Raw genomic sequence first — 24,842 nt, 5'->3', positions numbered from 1 at the left:
AGGTGGGCGGCGCCACCGTGATCGAAGTGAAGGAAAAGAAGGACCGCGTGGACGATGCGTTGCATGCCACGCGCGCGGCCGTGGAAGAGGGCATCGTGCCGGGTGGCGGCGTGGCGCTGATCCGCGTGCGTCAGGCGATCCTCGACCTGAAGGGCAAGAACGCCGACCAGACGGCGGGCGTGAAGATCGTGCTGCGTGCACTGGAAGAACCGCTGCGTCAGATCGTGAGCAATGCGGGCGAAGAAGCGAGCGTGGTCGCGGCGAAGGTCGCGGAAGGCACGGGCAACTTCGGTTACGACGCGGCCACGGGCGAATACGGCGATCTGGTCGAAAAGGGCGTGCTCGATCCGACCAAGGTCACGCGCACGGCGCTGCAAAACGCGGCTTCGGTGGCGGGACTATTGCTCACGACCGATGCCACGGTTCATGAGGCTCCCAAAGCCCAGGCGGCGCAAGCGCCGGTGGGTGGCCCTGGCGGCGCCGATCTCGGCTTCTAGGCCGGTTTTGCCGGGCAAGGGGGGAAGGCCGCCCTGGCGTGATGCCAGGCGCGGCTGCCATGTCTCGACAACCGGGCGTCAGCGCGCTCAGGCGGATTGCCAGCGCGCATCGGCGACGACGAGCTTCTTCGGGATCAGCTTGAGTTCGGAGAACGTATCGGCAATTTGCTGCTGGTAGGCGAGCGTGGGCGCGTCGACGGGCTGCACGCCGTAGCTCGCGCGCCTGAGGGCGAGTTCGAGCGTCGACGCGTCGAGGCCGACAAGCGGTGACAGTTGAGCCGCAACGGCCGGAACGTTGTCGCGTGCCCAGGCGTCCACGGCGCCGATTTCCTCCACGACCGCATGCAGGACAGACGCATGTGCGTTCGCAAAGTTACGGCTTGCTATGTAGTACTGTGTATTGCGAACGAGGTTTTCGCCGTTCGCGATCGAACGCACTTTCGCCTGGCGTTCGATTGCCGCGAGGTAGGGATCCCAGATCACCCAGGCGTCCACGCTGCCGCTCGTGAATGCGGCGCGCGCATCGGCGGGAGCGAGATAGACGGGCTGGATATCTTCATACTTGAGGTTGGCTCTCTGCAGCGCCTTGACGAGCAGATAGTGCACGTTCGAGCCTTTGTTGAACGCAACGCGCCTGCCGCGCAGGTCGGCGGGCGTGCGGATCGGCGAATCTTCGTGCACGACAATGGCCTCACCCTGCGGCGCGGGCGGTTCGCTGGCAATGTAGACGAAATCCACGCCGCCGGCCTGCGCAAAGATGGGCGGCGTTTCGCCCACGGTGCCGACATCCACTGCGCCGGCGGCAAGCCCTTCCAGCAACTGCGGGCCACCGGGAAACTCGAGCCATTGCACGGTGAAGCCGAGCGGCGCGAGCCGCTTCTCCAGCGTGTGCTGAGCCTTTAGCACCACAAAGTTGCCGTACTTCTGGAAACCGATGCGCAGGACCCGGCCTTCGTCCGCGCGTGCCGCGCCGCTTTGAAGCGTCAACGCGGCAGCGCTCGTGAGCCCCGTTGCGCCACGCAGCGCGGCGGCCGTCGCGGCCCCCGCTGCGAGCTTCAATAGCTTGCGGCGTGCGCCGTTTGCCGTGTGGTCGTCGTGATGGTCGTAGTTGTCGTTCGACATCGTGCCGTTGCCTGTTTAAAGATGCATGTTGAAACTGCCGCGGGTGCGCGGCGATCCATCTCTCACCTTAATCTGTTTCAACATCGGCACAACCAAGATATTGTCAGATGCTTATCTGCGCTGACGCCCTCAGCGGAGTTTGCCGATCCGGAGTATGTTGTGACTTTCGTTTTCCGGCGGCCGAAGCGATGAACCGTAACCGACAGTTGCATCTCGGCGCATTCATGCGCCCCGTCAGCCTGCACACGGGGGCGTGGCGTTACCCCGGTGCGTACCCTGACGCGAATTTCAATTTCGCGCATCTGAAGCGCTTTGCGCAGACGCTCGAGCGTGCGCGTTTCGACGCGTTCTTCATGGCCGACCACCTCGCCGTCTTGAACATGCCGGTCAACGCGCTCAAGCGAAGCCACACCGCCACCTCGTTCGAACCGTTCACCTTGCTCTCGGCGCTTGCCGCCGTGACGGAGAAGATCGGACTCGTCGCAACGGCTTCGACGACGTTCGACATGCCATATCATGTCGCGCGCCGCTTCTCCTCGCTGGATCATCTGAGCGGCGGCCGCGCCGGGTGGAACCTCGTGACGACTTCCAATCCAGACGCAGCGCTCAATTTCGGCCTCGAGGAACACGTGGAGCACGACGAACGCTATCGCCGCGCCCGCGAATTCTTCGACGTCGTGACTGGCCTCTGGGACAGTTGGGCCGACGATGCATTCCTGCGCGACGTGGAGAGCGGCGAGTATTTCGATCCGGAGAAGCTCCATGTGCTCGCGCACAAGGGTGACTACTATTGCGTGCGCGGGCCGCTCAATATTGCGCGGCCGCCGCAGGGCTGGCCGGTGGTGGTGCAGGCCGGATCGTCGGAGGCCGGGCGGCAACTCGCTGCCGAAACGGCCGAGGCGGTCTTCACCGCGCAGCCGAATCTCGAAGCCGGCAAGCGTTTCTATGCCGACGTGAAGGGGCGCATGGAAAAGCTGGGCCGCGATCCCGATCATCTGAAGATCCTGCCTGGCGCGTTCGTCGTAGTGGGCGACTCGCAGGAAGAGGCGCGCGAGAAGCGCGAACGTCTCGACAGCTTCGTGCACTATGACAGCGGCATTGCCTCGCTTTCGATCGCGCTCGGTCACGACGTCTCCGGTTTCGAGCCGGACGGCCCGCTGCCCGAGATTCCGGAGAGCAATGCGAGCCGTACCGCGCGGCAACGCGTGGTGGACTGGGCGCGCGACGAGGGCTTGACGATTCGCCAGCTCGCGCAGCGCGTGGGCGGTTACTCGGGCCTGCAAATGGTCGGCACACCGGATTCGATCGCGGACGAGATGGAGCAATGGCTGGTGGAGGCGGGCAGCGATGGCTTCAACGTGATGTTCCCGTATCTGCCCGCGGGCCTCGACGACTTCGTGGAGAAAGTCGTGCCCGAGTTGCAGCGGCGCGGCATTTTCCGTCGCGAGTACGAGGGCAATACGCTACGCGAACATCTCGGCCTGCCGAGACCGGAGAACCGGTTTTTTGCGGTCAGCCAAAATGCCGGTTAGCAGCGGCGCGAATATTGTTGGATCGATTCATTCGTGGCGGCAGTGGCCGCCGCGCACGACAATCCCCGTGTGCCCTCAATTCGATCACGGAGCGTCGATCTACCATGACTCGAGACCTGCTGCTGTTGCTGGAACCTGGCTTCACTGACCCCGCGCGTCCCGGCGAGCGTTTCATCTGCCCGGACGGCGCGCCGATAGAAGGACTGCTCGTGTCCGAGCCCGAGCGCGTCGCGCGGCTCGATGTGAAACGCCTGCCGTTTGCGCGCCCGCGGGCGGCCGTGATCGACGTGCTCGACGAGGCGCATCAGGGGTTGCCCGTGCTCGTGCTGGGCGACGAGCATCCGGTACCCGAGGGCGTACAGACGCTGAACGGCCGTCACTTCGTAACCGACACGAAACGCATTCTCGCGCTGCTTGCCGATCGTCACGGTTTTCCCAGGGTGCATTGAGCGGATACGATCAGGCGGCGTCGGGCGACGCCGCCTGCGTGGGCTCAGAGCGGCGGAAGGGCCTGGGTAAGCGTAGAGACGAAGCGAGCCGTGCGCGCATCGCGCGGCCGCGCGAAGAGTTCATGCGACGGGCCGGCTTCGACGATCGCACCCTCCTTGAGAAAGACTGCGTCGTGCGCGACGGAAGCCGCGAGCCGCAAATCATGCGTCGCCATCAGCATGGTCGTGCCCTCCTGCGCGAGCTGCCTCAGCACGTCGACCACTTCCGCGGAGAGTTCGGGGTCGAGCGCCGAAGTCGGCTCGTCGCAGAGCAGCACCTGGGGCGAGGGCGCGAGTGCGCGCGCGATCGCCACGCGTTGCTGCTGGCCGCCCGAAAGCGTGGAGGGCCATGCGTCCGCCTTCTGGGCAATCCCCACTTTCGCAAGCAGCGCGGCAGCGCGCTCGCGGGCTCGCTCCTTCTCCCATTTGAGGACCGTGACGAGACCTTCCATCACATTCTCGATCACGCTCAGGTGCGGGAACAACTGGAAGTTCTGGAACACCATGCCGGTATGCCGACGCACCGAGGCGATTTCCGCGTGGGAGAGCCGCCGGCCGCGGCTGAATTCGAGGCGGGCATCGCCCACGCTCAACGTGCCGGAGTCTGGCATTTCGAGCAGATTGATGCAGCGTAGCAGCGTGCTCTTGCCGCTGCCGGACGGCCCGATCAGCGCCGTGACGCTGCCGGCCTTGAGCGTGAGGTCGATGGCCGCGAGCACCTCGTGGTCGCCGAACGACTTGTGGAGTGTCTCGATGTGGATCATCAGCGCCCTGCCTGGAACAGGGCATGGCGGCCATAGCGCGCTTCGAGACGCCCTTGCGCCTGCGAGAGCACGGAGCTGAACAGGAGATAGATCAGTGCGGCCTCGGTATAAAGAATGAGGGGTTCGTAAGTCACGGCGGCGATGCGTTGTGCAGCCTGAAAGATTTCCGGCACGGTCAGCACGGCCGCGAGGGACGTGTCCTTCACGAGCGAGATGAACGAGTTCGAGAGCGCGGGCAACGCTACGCGAATCGCTTGCGGCAGGATGGCGCGGCGTAGCGCCTGCGCGCGCGTCATGTTCATCGAGTAGGCGGCTTCCCACTGGCCGCGCGGAATCGATTCGATCACGCCACGAATGACTTCCGCGTTATAAGCGCCCACATTGAGTGAAAAGCCGATGATGGCCGCCGTCAACGGATCGAGCACGATGCCCACGTTGGGCAGCCCGTAGAAGATGACGAACAGCTGCACGAGCAGTGGCGAGCCGCGAAAGAGCCAGATATAGAAACGCACGGCCGCGACCGCCCAGCGTTGCCCGAAGAGGCGGATGAGCGCCGCGCAGAACGCGAGCGCCATACCGATCGCGAACGAAGCCAGCGTGAGCGGGACGGTAAAGACCAGTCCCGCGTAGAGCAGTGGCCACAACGATTGCGCCATCAAATGCAGCCATGCCGGCATCGTTCAGTCCGCCTTATTGCGAAACGTCTTTGCCGAAATACTTCTGCGAGATCTTCGCGTAGGTCCCGTCGGCCTTGATATCGGCGAGCGCCTTGTCGACGGCCGCGACCAGGTCCGGGTTGCCCTTGCGCAGCAGCACGCCCGACTGGTCGTCAGCGGAAGACGCGTCGATGGCGGCGATCTTGAGTTTCGCGTCCGGCTTGTGCTTCTGGAAGTCGAGGAACGAAAGCGCGTCGTTGACGGTGGCGTCCACGCGGCCCGACGTCAGCAGATCGATCGATTCGTTGAAACCTTGAACCGGCACGACGTCGGCACCATGCGACGCGGCAAGCTTGCCGAAGTTGCTGGTCAGCGTATTGGCCGACTTCTTGCCCTTCAGGTCGTCGAAGGAATGGATGGTCGTGTTCTCCGAGCGCACGATCAGCACGGCGTGCGTCGAGATATACGGCTTCGAAAAATCGTACTTGGCCTTGCGTGCGTCGGTGATCGAAACCTCGTTGATCACGGCGTCGTAGCGATTGACGTCCAGGCCCGCGATCAGGCCATCCCATTTGCCTTCGACGAACTGCGGCTTCACGCCAAGCCGTTGTGCGATGGCCGTGGCGATATCGACGTCGAAGCCGGTCAGCTTGCCGGTTTCGTCATGGTAGGTGAACGGCGCGTAAGTGCCTTCGGTGCCGACACGGAACACACCGGACGACTTGACCTGCGCGAGTTCGTCTGCAGCGAGGGCCGGCGCCGCGGCGACGACCGACAGCAGAGCGGCGAAAAGAGCGGAGCGGATGGCTTTCATGATTGAAATGTTCGTAATGAGAGTTTCGTTGACGGCATCAGTGAGTCGACGGATTCTACTGTCGGCGTGTCTGCCTGCAAACCAGACACATTCGCTATGCATATGCGCTGGTGGAATATAACGACGGATGTGCTGCATCCACGGATGCGCCTTCCTGTTTTGGGTTGCTTATGTTGATTTACGCAGCCGGGGCGGGAACCACTTCGCCCGTCTCAACGGCCGATTCGCGCTTCACTCGCTCGATGTCGCGATAGCGCGCCGCCGGATGCTCGTCGGGCAATCGCGCACCGCCGCCGAAGAGCTTTTCGCGCAAGGTGCCCGGCGCGTAGTCGCACGGGTACACGCCGCGGCGCTGCAGCTCGGGCACGAGGTACTCGACGACATGCTCGAAGGTCTCATGCGCGAGCGCGTACGCCAGATTGAATCCGTCCACGCCGGTCTCTTCGACCCACTCCTGGAGGATGTCGGCAATCGTCGTGGGGGAGCCGACGAATACCGGTCCCATTCCTCCTACGCCGCCCCACTTCGCCAGCGCTTCGATGGTCCAGGTCGTGTCGCCGCCCGAGAGATGTTCGACAGCCGAATGGATCGCATTCGTTTGCACACGCTTGACTGTGTCGGTGGGCAGGTACTGCCCGAAGTCGATGCCGGTCCAGCCCGACATGAACACGAGCGAGCCGTCGTAGGAGACGTGGCGCTGATACTCCTCGAAGCGCGCCTGTGCTTTGGCATCGGTCTCGTCGACGATCACGGTGACGAGGTTGTAGATCAGCAGCTTGTTGCCATCGCGCCCGGCGAGCGCCGCCTGGCGGCGCACGTCCGCCACATAGTCGCGCAGCAGGTTTTTCGTGAGCGCCGCGACGAACACACATTCGGCATGCTGCGCCGCGAACGTCTTGCCGGGGCCCGATGCGCCGGCCTGAAACAGCACCGGCGTGCGCTGCGGAGAGGGCTCGCAAAGATGATAGCCTGGCACTTCGAAGTACTTTCCCTTGTGGCCGATTTCGTGCACTTTCTCCGGGTGCGTGAACACGCGCCGGTCCCGGTCGCGCACCACGGCGCCGTCTTCCCAGCTGCCCTCGAACAGCTTGTAGAGCACTTCGACGTATTCCGTCGCGACCTCGTAGCGGTTGTTGTGGTCGCGCAGGCCGCCTTGCCCGATATTCTTCGCGCCGCTCTCGAGATACGACGTCACGATGTTCCACGCGAGGCGCCCCTTCGTATGATGGTCGGCTGTGGACAGACGCCGCGCGAACGTGTAGGGGTGCTCGAAGCTCGTGGAGGCCGTGATGCCAATACCTAGATGCGAAGTCACCATCGCGATGGGCGCGGCGAGTTGCAGTGGGTCGTTGACCGGAATCTGCGCGGCCTGATGAAGCGCGTGATAGTTACTTCCTTTGTAGACGTCGTAGTAGCCGATTACATCTGCGATGAAGATCGCGTCGAAGACGCCACGCTCGAGTATCTTCGCGAGGTCGGTCCAGTAATCGAGATCCTTGTATTGCCACGAGCGATCGCGCGGGTGGGTCCAGAGGCCTGGCGACTGGTGGCCCACGCAGTTCATCTCGAACGCGTTCAGGTGGATGGTTTTGCTCATGATGTTCAATTACTCCCGCGTTCCTGTCCGTTGCCGATTTGCCAGAGAAAGGGCGGCTCGGTGCCGTTGATGGTCCAGTCACCCACGATCTTCGCCTTGTAGACGAGCGGATTGTGCGACGACACCGCGCGTGCATTGCGCCAATGGCGGTCGAGCGCGTGGCCGGCGCGGATGGCAGACGCGCCGAGCGCATCGAACAGATGCGTCGCCGCGCGCAGCGCGAATTCGGAGGCGACGATCTGGGCCTGTGCCGAAGCGATTTCGGCTTCCACGTTTGCCGCGCGCTCGGCCTCGTCGTCACCTTCGAAGCGCGCCTCGTAAGCGCGCTGTGCGGCTTCTCCAGTCTGCAGCGCGACGGCCTTTGCACCATAGGCCCATGAGGCGATCTCGCCGATCACCTGCTGGATCTGCGCGTCGTCACTCACGCGCGGCGCGTTGCCGTGGCTGTAGATACGCTTGCGGCTGCGCACGAGGGTGGCGGCATCGCGCCTCGCTGCCTCGGCAATTCCTGCGAGCGTGGCGACGTGAAAGAGCTGATAGAACGCGGTCTGATATTTGAAGCGGCGGCTGAAGTCGATGATGTTGCGGCCCTCGACCGCGGCGTCGCGAAAGAGCGTGGTGCCGCTGCCCGTGGTCGTCTGGCCGAAGCCGTCCCAATCGTCTTCGCGAAGCACGCCGGGCTGGTCCGTCGCCACGGCCACGATCACGTCGCTGCCGTCTTCTTCGCGCTGCGCGGACACGTCGATCCAGTCCGCGTAGAGGCTGCCGGTGCTGTAGTACTTCGAACCGTTGAGCACGAAGCCGCCGTCGCGGCGCGCGACCTTCGTGTTGATCTGGCCGAGCGCGACGTCGCCAGCCTCGGTCCATGCATTGCCGACGAGCTGGCCGCTCACGAAGCGATCGAACCATGCGCGCTGGTCCGCGCCGGCAGGCACGTTCAGCCAGTCCTCGACGAAGGCGAAGTGCCCGCGCAGCGCCTGCGGCAGGTTCGAGTCCGCGGCGGCAAGCTCGATGAGCAGTTGCGCCAACTGCGCGATCGAAGCACCCGCGCCACCGTCACGCACCGGAATGCGCACGGCGCCGAAGCCCGCTTGCCTGAGCGCGGCAATCGCGTCATGCGGCAGCGTGCGCGAGCGCTCGCGTTCGGCGGCTTCGCGGCCGATCTCCGTGAAGATCGGGCGGAAGCGGGCGGCGAGGGTTTCGTAGTCGGCGCGTTGCGAGAGCGCGTCATGGGATCGGGAGACATTCATGCGTTCTTTCTCGGTTGGGGGTGGAGAGACTGCGCACCACGCAGCGAAGAAGAAAAGTATAGAAACCCGCGCGCTGCGGCTCCAATAACTGATTGATGAATCGATATCGGCTTGCCCGATTTGCTTCTGCGCGTTCTTTGCAATGTCGTCGAATTGGCTGTTGCGACAGCGGATACGCCCTGTTGCTGTCAGGCCGCTTTCGGTAGGGCGCCTTATCAAATGCAGACGCATGAATATGAGCATCGCTTCGTTGGGCTCCCTCCCATGCCTCGCTACGATGGGCAGCACTGTCCGCTAGCGATCCCCAACCGGCTAACCCAGCGATGTCCGCTCCGATTCTGACTGCCCACTCGATCACGAAGCGTTTTGGCGCGACGCTCGCGCTGTCGCGGCTGAACTTTTCCATCCACGCCGGAGAGGTCGTTGCGCTGATGGGCGCGAACGGCGCCGGGAAATCGACGTTCGTCAGGATCCTGAGCGGCGTGAATTCGCAGGACGAAGGCGGGCTCACGCTCGGCGAACACGCCTATGCGCCGGGTTCGCCCCAGGCGGCGAAGCGTCTGGGCGTGGCGACCGTGCATCAGAGCATTGCCGACGCCGTGGTGCCCGCGCTGTCCATTGCCGACAATCTTCTGCTCGACGAACTTTGCGGCGGCGGAGCGCGCTGGTGGACGCCGCGCGCCTCCCGCTACACCCGTGCAGCCGCGCTGGCCGCGCGCGTGGGGCTCGAAGCCGATCTCACCGCACCGCTCGGTTCGCTTTCTCTCGCCGGCCAGCAGCGCGTGGTGATCGCGCGGGCGCTGGCTTCGCGCCCGCGGCTGCTGATTCTCGACGAGCCTACGGCCAGCCTTTCCACGAGCGAGGCCGCACGGCTCCATGCGCTAGTGGATGACTTGCGCGCGGAGGGCGTGGCGGTGCTGCTCGTCTCGCATCGGCTTGGCGACCTGCGAAGACTGGCTTCGCGGGTGGCCGTGCTCCGTGACGGCCGCATCGTGTCCGAACAGAGCGCGCCCATCGATTTCGACGCGGCGCTGGAGGCGATGATCGGCCGCGCACTGCCGCAGGCGCGAGTCTTGCCACGCCCAGGCGAGGCGGGCGCGGAACCCGCATTGCGGCTGCGCGGCTTGCGCCTCACGGCGCATGGCGACGCGTTCGATCTCGACGTGCAGCAAGGCGAGATCGTCGCGGTTGTCGGCCCGGTCGGCGCGGGGAAGTCGAGGCTTGCCCAGGTGATATTCGGCGCGTTGCGCGCGGCCGCGGGCGAGATGCGCCTTTACGGCAGCGCCTGGGCCCCGCGCTCGCCAACCGACGCGATCCGCGCGGGCGTATTCCTCGCCGGCGAAGACCGGTGGCGCACGTCACTCTTTCCCGACACCGTTGCGTTCGCATCGATCGCCGGCACGATCAGTTTTCCGTTTCTGTCCCGCTGGCAGCGCGGCGTGGGCCTGCCTCGCGATCGCGAAGCCGCGCAGGCACAAGACGCCATCGAGACATTCGGCATTCGCTGCTCGGGTCCGGACGACCGCGTCGCGCGGCTTTCGGGCGGCAATCAGCAGAAAGTGCTGCTCGCGCGCTGGCACGCCGAGCCGGCCCGGCTGCTGCTGCTCGACGAGCCGTTCCAGGGCGTCGATGCGGGCGCACGGGCCGATATCGCCGCCGCGTTGCGCGAGCGCGCCGCTACGCGCGCGACGCTCGTTTTCGTCAGCGACCTCGAAGAGGCGCATGAAGTCGCCGACCGCATCGTCCTGTTCGACCGCGGCACAGTCGAACGCGTAGCCGTAGCGGAATCCTTCTTATCAGCCCACTCATGAGATCCATCACACCCACGGCAGCATCGGACGAGTCTTCCGCGCGCGACACGACCCGGCAGCGCCGGCACAGCCTCTTCGTCGCGCTCGAGCGCGGCGGGCTACTGCTCGTGCTCGTCGCTCTTGGCGTCATCTTCACGGTTCGCGAACCCGCGTTTCTGAACGTCGCGAACCTGTTCAGCATCTTGCAGGCCGTCTCGATCGTGGCGTTGCTCGGCATCGGTGTAACGGTCACGCTCGCCGCGGGCGGCTTCGATCTTTCCGTGGGCAGTGTCGCCGCCTCGGCGCAGATGGCCGCTAGCTATGTGCTCGTGGTGTGGCACGGCAACGGCTGGGAAGCCGTGCTCGCGTGTCTCGCGCTGGGTGTGGCGGCGGGGCTCTTCAACGGGTTGCTGATCACGCGCCTGCATGTCCCGGACCAGCTCGCGACACTCGGCACGCTCTTCCTGCTTGCAGGCCTGCAACTGATTCCCACGGGGGGCCGCTCGCTTGCGAGGGGCACGATCCTGCCCGACGGCACCGAAGCGAGCGGCACGTTCCCCGATGCGTTTCTCGCGCTAGGCCGCGCACGCCTCCTCGATGTGGTGCCGGTGCCTGTCATCATGCTGCTCGTGCTGACCGCGCTCGTCTCATTCGTCATGGGCTCCACGCGCTGGGGCCGGGTGGTCTATGCGATCGGCGGCAACGAGACGGCGGCCCGGCTGGCCGGTGCGCCAACGGCCCGCTACCGGCTCGCGGCTTATGTCGCTTCCGCGACGATCGCCTCGCTCGGCGGGCTGCTCATCGCCGCGCGCGTGGGGCGAGGCGACGTGAGCGCGGGGCATTCGTTGCTCCTCGATGCGGTGGCGGCAGCGCTGGTTGGCTATGCGGTATGGGGCGCGAAGCGGCCCAATGTTCCGGGCACGGTGATCGGCGCGGTGTTCGTCGGCGTGCTGCTCAACGGGCTCACGATGCTCAACGCCCCGTATTACCTCCAGGACTTTATCAAGGGCGCATTGCTGGTCGTGGCGCTGGCGTTCACGTTCAGCATCGGGCGCCGGGCGGAAGGGCGCAACTGAAGCCGGCAGACGCCCGGCAATTTCGTGGTTAGCGAGTTACACAATCTGATCGAGCGGAGCAAATCATGGCAGAGACACTGGCAGGCAGCGAGACACTGGGCGCCGCTCCCGTAGCGGAGGCCGCGCATGTGATTGCTACGGAAAACGAAGCGATCGCGGTCGCAACGGAACTGGCCGCGCGGCTGGCCGTTGGCGCGGCGCAGCGCGACAGCGAGCGGCGCCTGCCGCACGAGGAGATCGAGTGGTTTTCGCGCTCGGGGCTGTGGGGCATTACGGTGCCCAAAGCGTATGGCGGCGCTGGCGTGTCTAACGTCACGCTCACGGAGGTCGTCAAGATCATTGCGGCTGCGGACCCGTCGCTCGGGCAACTGCCGCAGAATCACTTCGGCCTCGTCGATGTGATCGCCCTGACGGGCACCGAGGAGCAAAAGCGCGAGCTGTTCGGCGAAGTCATCGCCGGCAAGCGCTTTGGCAACGGCTTCTCGGAAAAGGGCACGAAACACGTGCTCGACCTGAAGACACGCGTGCGCCGCGACGGCGACCACTACGTCGTGGACGGCACCAAGTTCTATTCAACGGGCGCCCTGTTCGCGCATTACGTTCCCGTGCTCGGGCTCGACGAGGACCGCAGGGGCTGGCTCGCCTATATTCCGCGCGGCACGCCAGGGCTCAGCGTGGTCGACGATTGGTCCGGTTTCGGCCAGCGCACCACCGCGAGCGGCACCGTGACGCTAGAGAACGTGCGCGTGCCGGCACGGCTCGTGTTGCCCGCGCATCGCGTGTCGGAGCAGCCCACGCTCAACGGTCCGCTCTCGCAGATCATCCAGGCCGCCATCGACGCAGGCATTGCCCGCGCGGCGATCGAAGACACGCTCGCGTTCGTGCGCTCTCGCTCGCGGCCGTGGGTCGATAGCGGCGTCGAGCGTGCAAGCGACGACCCCCTGACGATCCGCGAGGTCGGCAATCTGCATATCCAGCTGCATGCCGCCGAGGCCTTGCTCGAGCGTGCGGCGCGTGTACTCGACGAACTCGCCGCAAAGGGCGAGACGACGGAGGACGACGTGGCGCGCGCCTCGGTCGCCGTGGGCGAGGCGAAGGTGCTCACGACACAAGTCGCGCTGCTGGCCGGCGAGAAGCTGTTCGAACTGGCCGGCACGCAGTCGACGCTGGACGTGCACAACCTCGACCGCCACTGGCGCAACGCACGAACGCACACGCTGCACGATCCGGTGCGCTGGAAGTATCACCTTGTTGGCAATTACTACCTCAACGGCGTCAAGCCGGCACGTCACGCCTGGAACTGACCCCATCGCACAAACGGGAACGTCATGAAGACATCGATTCAACGGCTCATTCGCAACAGCGCGCTGGCGCTCTGCACGGCGGCCCTGTTCGGCACGCTCACGGCGCAGGCGGCCACCCTGGCGGGCGCCCCGGCGCCGTTCGACAAAGGCGGCGTCAAGATCGCGCTCGTTAATTATCTTTCGGAGGGCGACTTCTTCCAGGCCTACGAGGCGGGCGCGCAGAAGCAGGCGAAGGCGCTCGGCATCGACCTGCGCATTTACGAAGGGCGCCAGGACGCGGCCGAGCAGCGCGACCAGATCCAGCAGGCCATCAATCTGGGCGTGTCGGCGATCATCGTCAATCACGGCTTGCCCGAGTCGCTCAAGGACGTCGTCCAGCAGGCGCTCGACAAGGGCATCAAGGTCGTCGCTTTCGACGTCAATCTGACGAACCCCAGGGTCCCGCAAATCGAGCAGAGCGACAGCGACCTCGCTTCGCTGCTGCTCGCTCAGGCCGTCAAGGACAATGGCAACGCGTTTTCCGCGGGCTACGTGTACGTAGCGGGCTTTGCGCCGCTCGACCGGCGCGACGTCGTCTGGCAGACGTTCAAGCACGAGCATCCCGGCATCCAGGAAAAGGCGCGCTGGGGCACCGTGGACAATCCGATTGCGCAGTCGGTTGCCAATCAGGCGGCTGCCGCCTACCGCGCGCATCCGGATATTCGCGTGGTCATTGCCCCCTATGACGAATTTGCGCGCGGCGCCAATCTCGCGGCGAATGAATCGAACGTGGCGAGCAAGGTGCGGATCTACAGCGCGGACATCTCGACTGCCGACATCGAGGCGATTCGCGCGCCGAACAGCGCGTGGGTCGCCACCGCGGCGACCAACCCGGCCGTGGTGGGCGCCGTATCGGTGCGGGCCGCGGCGCTCGACGTGGCCGGGCAGCCGCTCGACCATCACATCCTCGTGAAGCCCGCGCTCGTCACGCGCGACGATCTTGTCAAGAACGATATCCACACCATCGCGGAACTGGGGGCAAAATTCCCGGCATTCCGGGCCAGCGACGCGGCGACGGCGAACTGGATTCCCGTCGATCAGTAACCCTGATGGCGGCGCGGGCTGAGCACCCGGCGAGTTGCGCCGGGTTCCATTCCCTTCACTCCGCTGCTTTCGAGTCAATGCGTCGCGCGGGAATATTCGCGCCGACGAACCGCGCAATGACCCGCGCCACATCGGCGGGCGCTTCGAGCGGCGACAAGTGTCCCGTTCCGGGCAGGATGTGCAACGCCGCGTGCGGGATGCGCGGCAGCAGTTCCGCCTGCAGCGTCGCCACGCCATCGACCTGGTCGAGTTCTCCTGAAATGACGATGGTCGGCACGTTGACGGATGCCACCGCCTCGGTGATGTCTTCGCCCATGGCTACGTTCGGCCAGGCCGCCTTGGCCTGCGGCGCGGCCTTCAGGCTGTCCTCGATGACTTGCTCGCGGCGGGTGGCGTCGAGCGATTTCGCGGTCAGCACGTGGTCGATGACGTATTCGACCGATGCGCGCGATTGATACGCGCCGGTCAACGTCGCGCGCTGCTCGTCCGACAGGACCATCGGCGACGGCGGCGAAGGCGCCACGAGCACGAGACCTTCGAGCCCGCCCGGCCGGCGCGATGCGATCAGTTGCGCGACCTTGCCGCCCATTGAATGCCCGACAAGCACGTAGCGCTGCAGGCCCAGCGCCTCGATGACACCCTCGGCATCTGCGGCGAGATCGGCGATGCGGTAGCCGTCAGCCGGCGCCTCGGAATCGCCCCAGCCGCGGTGATCGGTGGCTACGATCCGATACCGGTCGGACAGTTCGCTCGCTACATCGTCCCATGTGCGCGACGAGCCGCCGTAGTAGTGCAGGCACACCAGCGCCAGCTCGCCGTTGCCTTGCTCCTTGACGTGAATCCGTGTGCCGTTCGACTTGATTTCCATTGCCAGGCTCCTTCCCGATTGGGTGATGGATGCATGGTAGATTCAATCCTTGGGTTCGATAATTGCCGTTGCAGTGTCGTCAGTCGATAATCGGACAATCGAATTGGAGGAACCAATGGACCGACTGACGAGCCTTGGCGTCTTTGTCGCCGCCGTAGAGGAGGGTAGCCTCGCCGCGGCGGCGCGGCGCTTCGGGCTGTCGGCCGCGATGGCCGGCAAGCACGTGAGCGCAATCGAGGCCGCACTGAATGCGCGGCTGCTTCAGCGAACGACCCGGCGCCTGAGCCTGACCGATGTCGGCCGCACCTACTACGAGCGCTGCAAGCGGATTCTCGAAGCGTTCGACGAAGCGAATCGGGAGGCAAGCGATTCGCAGGGCACGGCGCGCGGCGTGCTGCGCGTCGCCGCGCCGGTGACGTTCGGCGCGATGCATCTGGGCGGAGTCGTCGCGCGCTATCTGGAGGATCATCCGGACGTGAATGTGGAGGTGCTGCTGGGGGACCGCTACGTGGATCTCATCGATGCGGGCGTCGATGTCGCGATCCGGATCGGACGGCTGCAGGAACCGGGACTCGTAATGCGCCGGCTCGCAGCGTGCCGGATGGTCGTGTGTGCGTCGCCCGCGTATCTCGAGCGCCATGGCACGCCGCGCACTCCCGACGAGTTGCGGCGCGCGCAGCGCCTCGCCTTCAGCGAGGCGGTGTCGGTGGGCGACTGGACGTTGCTCGATGCGCGCCACCGCGCACACGTCATCGACGGGCCGTGCCGGCTGGCGGCCAACAATACGCAGATGCTGCTCGGCGCGGCGCTCGCGGGTGCCGGCATCGCCTATGGTCCGACCTTCGTGTTCGGCGAGCACCTCAGGCGCGGCGAACTGGTGGCGCTGCTGCCAGACTATCGCGCGACGGAACTGGCGATTCAGGCTGTGTATCCTGGCGTGCGGCGCATACCGCTCAAGGTGCGCCGGTTCGTCGATTACCTCGCCGAGACGTTTGGCGACGAACCGCCGTGGGATCGCAAGGCGGTGCCTTAGGCGAGCAGTATCGAATGGCATGTGCCGGCCGCGGTTGAATGGAGTTGTCGCCTGGCCGACAATCTTTCGGGGAGTTCGCACGCATCATGAGGACTCTCTGGTGTTCACCAAACCAACCAAGGAGCGTCGACATGGCTTCACCCTGTGTCAATGTCAAGAACGACGTGTCACCCGCCGAATGGGAGGCGCGCGTCAATCTGGCAGCTGCTTATCGCCTCACAGCGTTGTTCGGCTGGGACGATCTGGTGTTTACCCACATCTCGGCGCGCGTGCCCGGCCCGGAGCATCATTTCCTGATCAACCCGTACGGCATGATGTTCGAGGAAATCACGGCGTCCTCGCTGGTGAAGATCGACCTCGATGGCCGCAAGGTGAGCGAGTCGCCGTACGACATCAATCCCGCTGGCTTCACGATCCATAGCGCCGTGCATGCGGCGCGTGACGACGCGCATTGCGTGATGCACACGCATTCGATCAACGGCGTGGCCGTGTCGGCCCAGGAGGCGGGACTGCTGCCGCTCTCGCAGCAGTCGCTCGGGGTGTTGGCGTCGCTCGGGTACCACGACTATGAAGGCCTTGCGCTGAACGAAGCCGAAAAGCCGCGTCTGGTTCGAGACCTCGGCGACAAAATGTATCTGATGTTGCGTAACCACGGGCTGCTGACCGTCGGAAGCACGCCGGCGGACGCCTTTGTCGCGATGTACTTCTTCGAGGCGGCCTGCATGATCCAGGTGCGCGCGCAGTCGGGCGGCGCAAAGCTCACGCCAATCGCGCAGCCCATTCTCGACGGCTTCAGGCAGCAGATCGTGGCAGTGACGCGGGGCGTCATGCCAGGGGCGCTCGTCTGGCCCGGTCTGCTGCGCCGGCTCGATCGAGCCTATCCGGGGTATGCGGACTGACGTTCGAGGCGACGCGATGCCCGATCACGCCCTCGATTGACGGCATTGCGATGGGCCGGTTAGGCTCGGGACCATGCGCCCATCCAAAGTCGATCTGAATCTCTTCGTCGTGTTCGAGGCCGTCTATCGAACGCGCAACCTTACGCGTGCGGCGGAGTTGCTCTTCATCACGCAGCCCGCCGTGAGCAACGCGCTGGCGCGCATGCGCAAGGCATTCGACGATCCGCTGTTCGTGAGCACGCCGGCGGGCATGATGCCCACGCCCGTTTCCGAAAACATCATCGGGCGCGTGCGCGAGGCACTGCAGTTGCTCGATTCGAGCACCCATGCCGGTGAACGCTTCGATCCGGCCTCGTCGCAGCGAACCTTCCGGCTCAGCATGAACGATCTGACCGAGACCATGCTGCTTCCTGCGCTGGAAGAGGTGTTGCAGCGTCTTGCGCCGGGCATCCGCATCGAGAGCTACTTCACGACGCGCCGCGACGTGCCGGAAGCGCTGGCGAGCGGCGCGGTCCATCTGGCGATCGACGCGCCGCTCATCGACGATCCGTACCTGGAGCAGGAACCGATGGGCCGCGACCGTTACGCGTGCATGCTGCGCGAGGGCCATCCGTTCGCGAAGAAGAAGCTCACGATCGACGACTACCTGCGCTTCGGCCATATCCATGTGTCCAGCCGCCGGCAGGGACCTGGTCTCGTCGACACCGAACTCAACAAGCTGGGACTTCGGCGCACCATCCAGACCCGCGTTCAGCATTATCTCGTCGCGCCCCTGATCGCGATGCGCACCGATCTCGTCCTGACTGCGCCGCTCATGTTGCTCAAGCGCTATGACGCGCGCATCCTGGCGCTGCCGTTCGATCTCCCCGATCTCGAGACGCATGGCTACTGGCACCGCAGCGTCACGACCGATCCGGCCCATCGCTGGCTGCGCGAGCAGATCGGCCGTCTCATGCGCAAGCAGCGTCCGTAGCTGTCACGAATCGTTATGGCGCGGTATCACCAGAATAAATTTCCTGAATAGCCAGTGTCCCGGTATCGTTTGCGTCATGTCCAGACGAGGTTGGCATGGCGGAACTCTACCTGGTACGGCACGGGCAGGCGTCATTCGGCGCGGAAAACTATGACGAGCTTTCCTCTTCCGGCGTTACCCAGTCGCGCTGGCTGGGCGAATATTGCGCGCAGGCGGCCCTGACGTTCGATCGCGTCGTGACCGGTACGATGCGGCGGCACGCGCAAACCGCCGACGCCTTGCTCACCGCGATGGGCGGCGCGACAGTGGAGGTCGTGCAGGACGCGGATCTGAACGAGTACGATTTTCACGCCCTCTTTTCCGCGCTCGGCGAGAGCGGTCTGGCGCCCGGCCTCCTGGCCGAAGGCTCGATGAAGCCCTTCTACAAGGGGCTCAAGCAGGTCTTGCAGCTCTGGTCCGAAGACAAGCTGCCCGGACGCATTCCCGAGACCTGGGGGCAGTTTCAGGCGCGCTGCGAGCGTGCGCGTCTCGCCATTCAGCGCAGCGGCGGCAAGCGCATTCTGGTGGTGAGTTCGGGCGGACCGATCGCGGTGTTTACCCAGCAGGTTCTGCAGGCGCCGGCTGCGGCCGCCATCGCGCTCAACATGCAGATCCGCAACAGCAGCGTGAGCCAGTACGTCTTCAACGACAGCGCGATGTCGCTGGTCACCTTCAACACCTTGCCGCATCTCGAACAGGCCGAGAGGCGCGAACTCGTCACCTATGGCTGATTCGAATCCGGATTCCCGCTCCATGATGAATGCAAGTCTTCAGTTCGATGTCGATGCACTCGCGCGCTATCTGACCGCGCACGTACCCGGCTTTCAGGGGCCGATGGTCGTCGAGAAGTTCGCCGGCGGGCAATCGAACCCCACGTTTCTTCTCGAGGCGCAAAGCGGCCGCTATGTGCTGCGGCGTCAGCCGCCCGGCGAACTGCTCAAGTCCGCGCATGCCGTGGACCGCGAATTCCGCGTGCTGAGCGCGCTCGGCGATACATCGGTTCCTGTTGCGCGGGCCTTGCATCTTTGCGAGGACCGCGACGTGATCGGCAGCCTGTTCTACGTGATGAGTTTCGAAGAGGGCGAAATCTATTGGGATCCAGCGTTGCCCGCGCTGCCCGTTGGAGAGCGCGGCGCCCTGTACGACGCGCTGATCGGCACGATGGCGGCTTTGCACGATGTGGACGTCGAGGCTGTTGGCCTCGCCGACTACGGCCGCGCGGGCAACTACTTCTCACGACAGATCGAAGTCTGGACGAAGCAATATCGCGCGGCGCAGACCGACGACCTCGACGCCATGGAAGCGCTGATCGACTGGCTGCCGGCGCATTGTCCGGCCGAAGCGGGCAAGCCTTCGCTCGTGCACGGCGACTTTCGCATCGACAACCTCATCTTCCACCGCGGCACGCCGAAGGTTCGCGCCGTGCTCGACTGGGAACTCTCCACGCTCGGCAATCCGCTCGCCGACCTCGCGTACTTCTGCATGTGCCTGCGGCTGCCGCCGAAAGGCCATATCGGCGGTCTTGCTGGCGTGGACCGGGCGGCGCTTGGGGTGCCGGACGAGGCCGCGATCGTCGAGCGGTATTGCGGCTTGCGGGGAATCGGATCGATCGGGAACTGGAATTTTTATCTCGCGTTCAGCTTCTTCCGGCTCGCTGCGATCGCGCAGGGCGTGAAGAAGCGCGCGCTGGGCGGCAACGCATCGCATGAGAGGGCGCGCCAGGTCGGTGAAATGGCCGGCGCGCTCGCGAAGATGGGCGTCGACGTCACCTGACGCCTGGCGTTTGACGCGGATACGCGAATACATTGAGGAGACAATTGTGACTACTAATTTGTTCGATCTGAACGGAAAAATTGCGTTGGTGACTGGCGCCAGCCGTGGCATTGGCGAAGAGATTGCGAAGCTGCTGGCGGAGCAGGGCGCCCATGTGATCGTGTCGAGCCGCAAGCTCGACGATTGCGAAGCCGTGGCGCGCGGCATCCGGGAAGCGGGCGGCAGCGCCGAGGCGTATCCGTGCCACGTGGGGCGTCTCGACGACATTCAAGGCGTTTTCCAGCACATTCGCTCGAAACATGGCCGGCTGGACATCCTCGTGAACAACGCGGCGGCGAACCCATACTTCGGCCACATTCTCGACACCGATCTTTCGTCCTTCGAAAAGACGGCGGAGGTCAATCTGCGTGGCTACTTCTTCATGTCGGTCGAGGCGGGCAAGCTGATGCGCGAGCACGGCGGCGGCGCGATCGTTAACACGGCTTCCGTCAACGCGCTGCAGCCAGGCGACAAACAGGGCATCTACTCGATCACCAAGGCCGCTGTAGTCAACATGACGCGGGCATTCGCCAAGGAGTGCGGCCCGCTCGGCATTCGCGTGAATGCGCTGCTACCGGGTCTTACCAAAACGAAATTTGCCGGAGCCTTGTTCGCAGACCAGGCCATGTACGAAAGCTGGATGACGAAGATTCCGCTGCGCCGCCATGCGGAGCCGCGCGAGATGGCCGGCACCGTGCTCTATCTCGTCTCCGACGCGGCGAGCTATACCAACGGCGAGTGCATCGTCGTGGACGGCGGCCTGACGGTTTGACGATGGGAGCGGCGCGCGTCATCGACCTACGCGCCGCATGACATTCACCACGATTCAAGGAAGAGCAAGATGGACTTTGCCTATAGCCCGAAAGTCGAAGCGCTGCGCACGCAGTTGCGCGCGTTCATGGACACGCATATCGTGCCGCGCATCCACCAATGGCATGAAGAAGTGAGCGCGGGGCAGTACCCCGTTTCCTTCATGGAAGACCTGAAGGAGAAGGCGCGTGCCGAAGGCCTCTGGAACCTGTTCCTGCCGCATCTGCGCGACGACGAGCCGGGCACGCGGTTGACCAATCTCGAGTACGCGCCGCTGGCCGAGATCATGGGGCGCGTGTCGTGGGCATCCGAAGTGTTCAACTGCAATGCGCCGGACACGGGCAACATGGAGTTGCTCCATATGTTCGCCACGCCCGCGCAGCGCAAGAAGTGGCTCGAGCCGCTGCTCGAAGGCAAGATCCGCTCGGCGTTTGCGATGACGGAGCCCGCAGTGGCGTCCTCGGACGCGACCAATATCACCACGTCGATTCGACTCGACGGCGACGACTATGTGATCGACGGCCGCAAATGGTTCATCACGAACGCGGCGCACCCGAACTGCCAGTTGTTCATCGTCATGGGCAAAACCGACCCGGAGGCGCCCGCGCACCGTCAGCAAAGCATGATTCTCGTGCGGCGCGACACGCCGGGCGTGAAGATCATCCGCAATATCACGGTGGTCAATCATACGGCGCCCGAAGGTCACTGCGAGATCGAATTCAAGGGCGTGCGCGTGCCGCGTTCGAATCTGCTCGGCGAAGAAGGCAGCGGCTTCGCGCTCGCCCAGGCGCGTCTGGGACCGGGGCGCATTCACCACTGCATGCGTTCGATCGGCGCCGCCGAACTTGCGCTTGAACTGATGATCGAACGCGCGCAGGCGCGCACGGCATTCGGCAAGAAGCTCTATCAGCACGGCTGCGTTGGCGAGTGGATCGCGAAGTCACGCATCGAAATCGATCAGGCAAGGCTCTTCGTGCTGAAGGCGGCCTGGATGATCGACAACGTGGGTGCGAAGGAGGCGCGCAAGGAAATCGCCATGATCAAGGCACTCGTGCCGAGCGTGCACACCGCCGTATGCGAGCGCGCGATGCAGACCTTCGGCGCGATGGGGCTGAGCCCTGATACGCCGCTGGCGGACAGCTGGACCTGGGGGCGTGCATTGAAGTTCGCGGATGGCCCGGATGAGGTGCATCTCCAGAGCATTGCGCGCATGGAGATCAAGGCGCGGCCGTATGAGCCGGGCCATGAGAGTCCTTACCTGACGCGTTAGCGAAGGGGCTCGCGATCGCTTTGGGACGCGCCCAGCAGCGATCGCGTTTCCTCAGCAATTGACCGTTGCTGTGACTGAACTCATCCAGTTAGACACCGGGGCGCCTACGTAGGGCGATCACTCGATTTCAGCGCGCGCGCTGCGCTCGAGGTGCGCTTCGCCTTCAGCGATCAAGTCGGCGCCCATCTCCAGCACCTCGGCGAGCCTGAACAGCAACTGTTCGCGCCATTCCTCCTCCTCGTCGGCAGACGGGGAAGGCTTCGCGAGGCTTTCGATCAGCGAGTTGGCCGTTTCGACGAAGGGCAACCCACGGCGATAACTCAGGACGGCCACCCTCGCGTCATCTGTCGCGCCCTGCAGCGCGTGCAAATACGCATCGGTATGTTGCGTCGGTGGCAACTGCATTGCCGCGGTGAGCTGGTCAATGCGTGACTGCGCATGTGAGCCGAGGTTCAGCGCGCGCTGCTGGAGGTTCGCATACTGCTCACGCAGTTCGGTTTCACTGAGCATTGGGGGATCCGCTGGTTCCATGTTCATGGGCGCCATTTTACGGTAGGACCTTGACGTCGCTTGCGCAGCGGCCCGATGACCGACCCTGAGCCGACGTAGACCGCTCCCAGAACCGGACATCGAATCGGAGCAAAGCCGAAATTCAGGCAATTAGAGCGTCTACTTCAGTCTTCTACAACCACGCGGCTCGTACGCCCGCTAGCTCTGTTCCCGATACCGGTCGTGCTGCCTTCGGGCCGGCCGCGTATCCAAAGCGCGTGGCATTCGTTGCCGTTCTCCCGCCGCTTTTCAGGCGTGATCGCTGCGTTTTCTGAATTCCTCGCCGACGATACGCATGCTTTCCGCGACTGCGGGATATCCGCGATAGGGAATGACGTTTAGCAGCGTTTCGACGATTTCCGCCTGCGTCGCTCCCGCCGTCAGCGCCGCATTCGCATGGACCCGCAGCGGCGTCTCCGTCGCTTTGCTTCCCACCGCGGCGAGCGCCGAGCATGCGGCAAGCTCGCGCGTCTTCGCGTCGAGCCCGGTAAGGCTGAAGATGTCGCCGTAGGAGTGCTCGACGATCGCGCGGCCGATATCCGGGGCCAGGTCGTTGAAGCTGTTGACCACGGCCTCGCCCGCCTGGGCAGAAGTCGTGGCAAGTGTCGCCAATCCGCGTTCGCTGCGAGCCTTGCGAGTTTCGGAGACGATGGCATTCGCGCGTACCCGGCCGCCTGCTCGTTCTTTCTCTTTCTGCTCCGGCTTCGTGAAGACGGCGTTCGCAACCCCAAAGGCATTTAAAGCGCTCGGGAACCCGGCATAGACGGCCAGTTGCATCAGGGCTTCGGTGATCTCGGTGCGGGACAGGCCCGACTTGAGCCCGGCTTCGATATGAAGGTGGAGCAGATCGCTGCGATTGCCAGCTGCCGCAAGCATCGAGATGATCGCGATCTGTCTTGCCTTTGGATCGAGTCCCTCGCGAACGAAGATCTCACCGAACACGAACTCGACCGCCCAGCGGGAGAGCTCGGGTGAAGTGCCTTCCAGCTTTTCCATGTACTCATCAGGATTAGCCATCAAGTCGTCGAGCACCTCGAGACCCCGCTGATATCGCGCAGTGCCGTCGTCGGACACTGGGGCTATCGGATCGAAAGCCAGACCGCGCTCCAGAAAGATCTCGCGAACGATGCCCACGGCGTTGATCGAGACCGGAAACCCCAGGATGGCAATCGCCTGGAACAGCATTTCGACCAGTTCTGCCGGCTCTCCGCCGGTATTGAGGAAGCCGGTCATGTGATATTTCAGCTGCGGCTGCACGCTGCCATGGGCCATCAGCGCGGCAACGGTGGCGATCTGGCGAAGGCGCAGATCCAGCCCCGGCCGCGACAGGATGTCTCCATAGGCAAATTCAACCGTGAATCGTGCCAAATCCGGGGCAACCTGCGCCAGACGGTGGACCGGGATACCATAGCCCGCGCCACCGATCCTCTTCAGCACCTCGATACCCCGGGAATGACGTTCTGCACTGGTTTCGCCAGCGGAAGCATCCAACAAGGCCGTCATGCCTGTCTGAGCCGTAGATCCATTCATCGGTGTTTCGCCTTCGGCCGCTGCCAGCGTTCCGGCTGCGGCGATCCTCTGCAGAAAGTCCCTGCGCTTGTACGTATCCATGTCTGATTTGCTCCTTCTCGAAGTCGGTGGAACGAAGCATACGGGCAGGAAGATGCAATGGGCCAAGACCAAATTCGTGATACCTTTTCTGCATGAGGATACGAATCGATCTACGCCAGTTGGAGTGCTTCGTTGCAGTGGCGGAGGAAGGCACCTTCCGCGCCGCGGCCGAACGACTGCACATGTCACAACCGCCTCTAAGCCGCCAGATCAAACAGCTCGAGAGCGAACTCGGGGTGACGTTGCTCAATCGCGATTCGGCGGGCGCGGATCTTACGACGGCGGGCAGCGCATTCCTGAAGGGGGCAAGGAAGACGCTGCTTCAAGCCGCAGAGGCGATCGAAACCGCACGACGGCATTCGAAGGGAACGCCCCGGCAGTTCAGGGTCGGTTATACCAAGGTCTTCGACCCGGAGGTCTTTCCTTCCCTCGAGCCTGCCTTCAAGAAAGCGGTTCCTGGCGGGTCGCTGGCTTTCGTTGCCGCCATTTCCGTCGAGCTTATCCGGCGCCTGCAGCGTGGCGCGCTCGATGTCGCCTTGATCGGACTGCCCAGCGCAACAGGGGAGCTTGTGGTTGAACCGCTGCACAAAGAGCCGCTGGTCGCGGTAATCCCCGTGCGGCATCCGCTCGCGCGGCACAAAGTTCTGTCGATCGCGCAGTTGAATGACCAACCCCTGTTCTGGCCGCAGCGCCGAACAAATCCCGGATTCTTCGATCACTACGAGGAAGTGTTCGCGAAGCTCGGACATGCGCCGAGCCGCAGACTGACGGAACCCGCGGATCACCACCTCCTGCTGGCCGAAGTGGCAAGCGGACGGGGCATCGGCTTCATACCGAAGTCGATGACGAAGGTGCGGCGCGCCGGTGCGACTTTCAGGCCGCTCAAGGAAGGGGAATTCTGGATCGGATTCGGCCTCGCCTACGGGAATGCGCAACACGCATCAGAGTTGGATGCGTTGTTACGCATCGTGCGGCGCAAAATGGCGTTGCTCCCTTAGGGCATGG

The 24,842-nt window shown here is 64.3% G+C and carries 24 protein-coding genes; 15 read left to right on the top strand and 9 right to left on the bottom strand.

The window, feature by feature from the left end; all coding sequences use genetic code 11:
- The coding region (locus AB4Y43_RS29230; RefSeq protein WP_368729384.1) for a TCP-1/cpn60 chaperonin family protein at window positions 1-497 on the top strand (497 nt) is incomplete at its 5' end.
- An 87-nt stretch (window positions 498-584) separates the two neighbouring features.
- On the opposite strand, the gene AB4Y43_RS29225 is transcribed toward AB4Y43_RS29230, so the two are convergent.
- The gene (locus tag AB4Y43_RS29225) at window positions 585-1,619 is read right to left on the bottom strand and encodes a sulfonate ABC transporter substrate-binding protein (RefSeq protein WP_342950077.1); all 1,035 of its coding nucleotides are present in this window, start codon (window positions 1,617-1,619) and stop codon (window positions 585-587) included.
- A gap of 188 nt (window positions 1,620-1,807) precedes the next feature.
- Between AB4Y43_RS29225 and AB4Y43_RS29220 the strand changes: the two genes are divergently transcribed.
- Together AB4Y43_RS29220 and AB4Y43_RS29215 are read left to right on the top strand one after the other, a co-directional pair.
- Window positions 1,808-3,151 (top strand): LLM class flavin-dependent oxidoreductase, encoded by a 1,344-nt coding sequence (locus tag AB4Y43_RS29220; protein ID WP_342950076.1) that lies wholly within the window; start codon window positions 1,808-1,810, stop codon window positions 3,149-3,151.
- A gap of 104 nt (window positions 3,152-3,255) precedes the next feature.
- Entirely contained in the window at window positions 3,256-3,600 is a 345-nt protein-coding gene (locus AB4Y43_RS29215) for a DUF3088 domain-containing protein (RefSeq protein WP_342950075.1), read from the top strand.
- Window positions 3,601-3,644: 44 nt separating this feature from the next.
- On the opposite strand, the gene AB4Y43_RS29210 is transcribed toward AB4Y43_RS29215, so the two are convergent.
- The 5 genes from AB4Y43_RS29210 to AB4Y43_RS29190 form a co-directional block, all read right to left on the bottom strand.
- Complete coding sequence (locus AB4Y43_RS29210) at window positions 3,645-4,403, bottom strand: amino acid ABC transporter ATP-binding protein (protein ID WP_368602080.1); 759 nt, start codon at window positions 4,401-4,403, stop codon at window positions 3,645-3,647.
- On the bottom strand, window positions 4,403-5,080 hold the full coding sequence (locus AB4Y43_RS29205) for an amino acid ABC transporter permease (protein WP_069266816.1): 678 nt from the start codon (window positions 5,078-5,080) through the stop codon (window positions 4,403-4,405). The genes AB4Y43_RS29210 and AB4Y43_RS29205 overlap by 1 nt, the downstream gene beginning before the upstream one ends.
- A gap of 13 nt (window positions 5,081-5,093) precedes the next feature.
- Complete coding sequence (locus tag AB4Y43_RS29200; protein WP_342950073.1) at window positions 5,094-5,873, bottom strand: amino acid ABC transporter substrate-binding protein; 780 nt, start codon at window positions 5,871-5,873, stop codon at window positions 5,094-5,096.
- Between the two features lie 178 nt (window positions 5,874-6,051).
- On the bottom strand, window positions 6,052-7,470 hold the full coding sequence (locus tag AB4Y43_RS29195; RefSeq protein WP_342950072.1) for an LLM class flavin-dependent oxidoreductase: 1,419 nt from the start codon (window positions 7,468-7,470) through the stop codon (window positions 6,052-6,054).
- 5 nt (window positions 7,471-7,475) lie between these two features.
- Window positions 7,476-8,720, bottom strand: coding sequence for an acyl-CoA dehydrogenase family protein (locus tag AB4Y43_RS29190; RefSeq protein ID WP_342950071.1), 1,245 nt, complete (start codon window positions 8,718-8,720; stop codon window positions 7,476-7,478).
- A gap of 323 nt (window positions 8,721-9,043) precedes the next feature.
- Here AB4Y43_RS29190 and AB4Y43_RS29185 point away from each other — a divergent pair, with 323 nt between their 5' ends.
- From AB4Y43_RS29185 to AB4Y43_RS29170, 4 genes are all read left to right on the top strand, one after another.
- Complete coding sequence (locus AB4Y43_RS29185) at window positions 9,044-10,531, top strand: sugar ABC transporter ATP-binding protein (protein WP_342950070.1); 1,488 nt, start codon at window positions 9,044-9,046, stop codon at window positions 10,529-10,531.
- Window positions 10,528-11,586, top strand: a complete 1,059-nt coding sequence (locus AB4Y43_RS29180; RefSeq protein WP_368729383.1) for an ABC transporter permease — start codon at window positions 10,528-10,530, stop codon at window positions 11,584-11,586. Before AB4Y43_RS29185 ends, AB4Y43_RS29180 begins: the two co-directional genes overlap by 4 nt.
- Before the next feature lie 65 nt (window positions 11,587-11,651).
- Window positions 11,652-12,890 carry an SfnB family sulfur acquisition oxidoreductase gene (locus tag AB4Y43_RS29175; RefSeq protein ID WP_342950068.1) on the top strand — a complete coding sequence of 413 codons (1,239 nt, stop codon included), beginning with the start codon at window positions 11,652-11,654 and terminating at the stop codon, window positions 12,888-12,890.
- A 24-nt stretch (window positions 12,891-12,914) separates the two neighbouring features.
- Entirely contained in the window at window positions 12,915-13,973 is a 1,059-nt protein-coding gene (locus AB4Y43_RS29170) for a substrate-binding domain-containing protein (protein WP_342950067.1), read from the top strand.
- Window positions 13,974-14,028: 55 nt separating this feature from the next.
- Here the strand turns inward: AB4Y43_RS29170 and AB4Y43_RS29165 are convergent, their stop codons facing one another.
- On the bottom strand, window positions 14,029-14,841 hold the full coding sequence (locus AB4Y43_RS29165) for an alpha/beta hydrolase (protein ID WP_342950066.1): 813 nt from the start codon (window positions 14,839-14,841) through the stop codon (window positions 14,029-14,031).
- A gap of 115 nt (window positions 14,842-14,956) precedes the next feature.
- Between AB4Y43_RS29165 and AB4Y43_RS29160 the strand changes: the two genes are divergently transcribed.
- The 7 genes from AB4Y43_RS29160 to AB4Y43_RS29130 all read left to right on the top strand — a co-directional run bounded on the left by AB4Y43_RS29160 (window position 14,957) and on the right by AB4Y43_RS29130 (window position 21,677).
- Window positions 14,957-15,874, top strand: coding sequence for a LysR family transcriptional regulator (locus AB4Y43_RS29160; RefSeq protein ID WP_342950065.1), 918 nt, complete (start codon window positions 14,957-14,959; stop codon window positions 15,872-15,874).
- Between the two features lie 131 nt (window positions 15,875-16,005).
- Window positions 16,006-16,773, top strand: coding sequence for a class II aldolase/adducin family protein (locus tag AB4Y43_RS29155; RefSeq protein WP_069266807.1), 768 nt, complete (start codon window positions 16,006-16,008; stop codon window positions 16,771-16,773).
- A 73-nt stretch (window positions 16,774-16,846) separates the two neighbouring features.
- Window positions 16,847-17,746 (top strand): LysR family transcriptional regulator, encoded by a 900-nt coding sequence (locus AB4Y43_RS29150; RefSeq protein ID WP_069266806.1) that lies wholly within the window; start codon window positions 16,847-16,849, stop codon window positions 17,744-17,746.
- Between the two features lie 95 nt (window positions 17,747-17,841).
- Window positions 17,842-18,516, top strand: a complete 675-nt coding sequence (locus AB4Y43_RS29145; RefSeq protein WP_342950064.1) for a histidine phosphatase family protein — start codon at window positions 17,842-17,844, stop codon at window positions 18,514-18,516.
- A gap of 22 nt (window positions 18,517-18,538) precedes the next feature.
- Complete coding sequence (locus tag AB4Y43_RS29140) at window positions 18,539-19,558, top strand: phosphotransferase (RefSeq protein WP_342950063.1); 1,020 nt, start codon at window positions 18,539-18,541, stop codon at window positions 19,556-19,558.
- A 46-nt stretch (window positions 19,559-19,604) separates the two neighbouring features.
- The gene (locus AB4Y43_RS29135) at window positions 19,605-20,369 is read left to right on the top strand and encodes an SDR family oxidoreductase (protein ID WP_342950062.1); all 765 of its coding nucleotides are present in this window, start codon (window positions 19,605-19,607) and stop codon (window positions 20,367-20,369) included.
- 69 nt (window positions 20,370-20,438) lie between these two features.
- Complete coding sequence (locus AB4Y43_RS29130; RefSeq protein ID WP_342950061.1) at window positions 20,439-21,677, top strand: acyl-CoA dehydrogenase family protein; 1,239 nt, start codon at window positions 20,439-20,441, stop codon at window positions 21,675-21,677.
- A gap of 117 nt (window positions 21,678-21,794) precedes the next feature.
- On the opposite strand, the gene AB4Y43_RS29125 is transcribed toward AB4Y43_RS29130, so the two are convergent.
- Window positions 21,795-22,187, bottom strand: coding sequence for a hypothetical protein (locus AB4Y43_RS29125; RefSeq protein ID WP_368729382.1), 393 nt, complete (start codon window positions 22,185-22,187; stop codon window positions 21,795-21,797).
- A gap of 288 nt (window positions 22,188-22,475) precedes the next feature.
- On the bottom strand, window positions 22,476-23,837 hold the full coding sequence (locus AB4Y43_RS29120; protein WP_368729381.1) for a carboxymuconolactone decarboxylase family protein: 1,362 nt from the start codon (window positions 23,835-23,837) through the stop codon (window positions 22,476-22,478).
- Window positions 23,838-23,929: 92 nt separating this feature from the next.
- Between AB4Y43_RS29120 and AB4Y43_RS29115 the strand changes: the two genes are divergently transcribed.
- Entirely contained in the window at window positions 23,930-24,835 is a 906-nt protein-coding gene (locus tag AB4Y43_RS29115; protein ID WP_368729380.1) for a LysR family transcriptional regulator, read from the top strand.
- Window positions 24,836-24,842: the final 7 nt, after the last annotated feature.

This window comes from Paraburkholderia sp. BR10872 (genome assembly GCF_040965835.1).
In the GTDB taxonomy this organism is placed as follows: Bacteria; Pseudomonadota; Gammaproteobacteria; order Burkholderiales; family Burkholderiaceae; genus Paraburkholderia; species Paraburkholderia nodosa_A.
The sequence above is the reverse complement of the archived record's forward strand: the minus strand, read 5'-3'. Positions and strand labels throughout refer to the sequence as shown.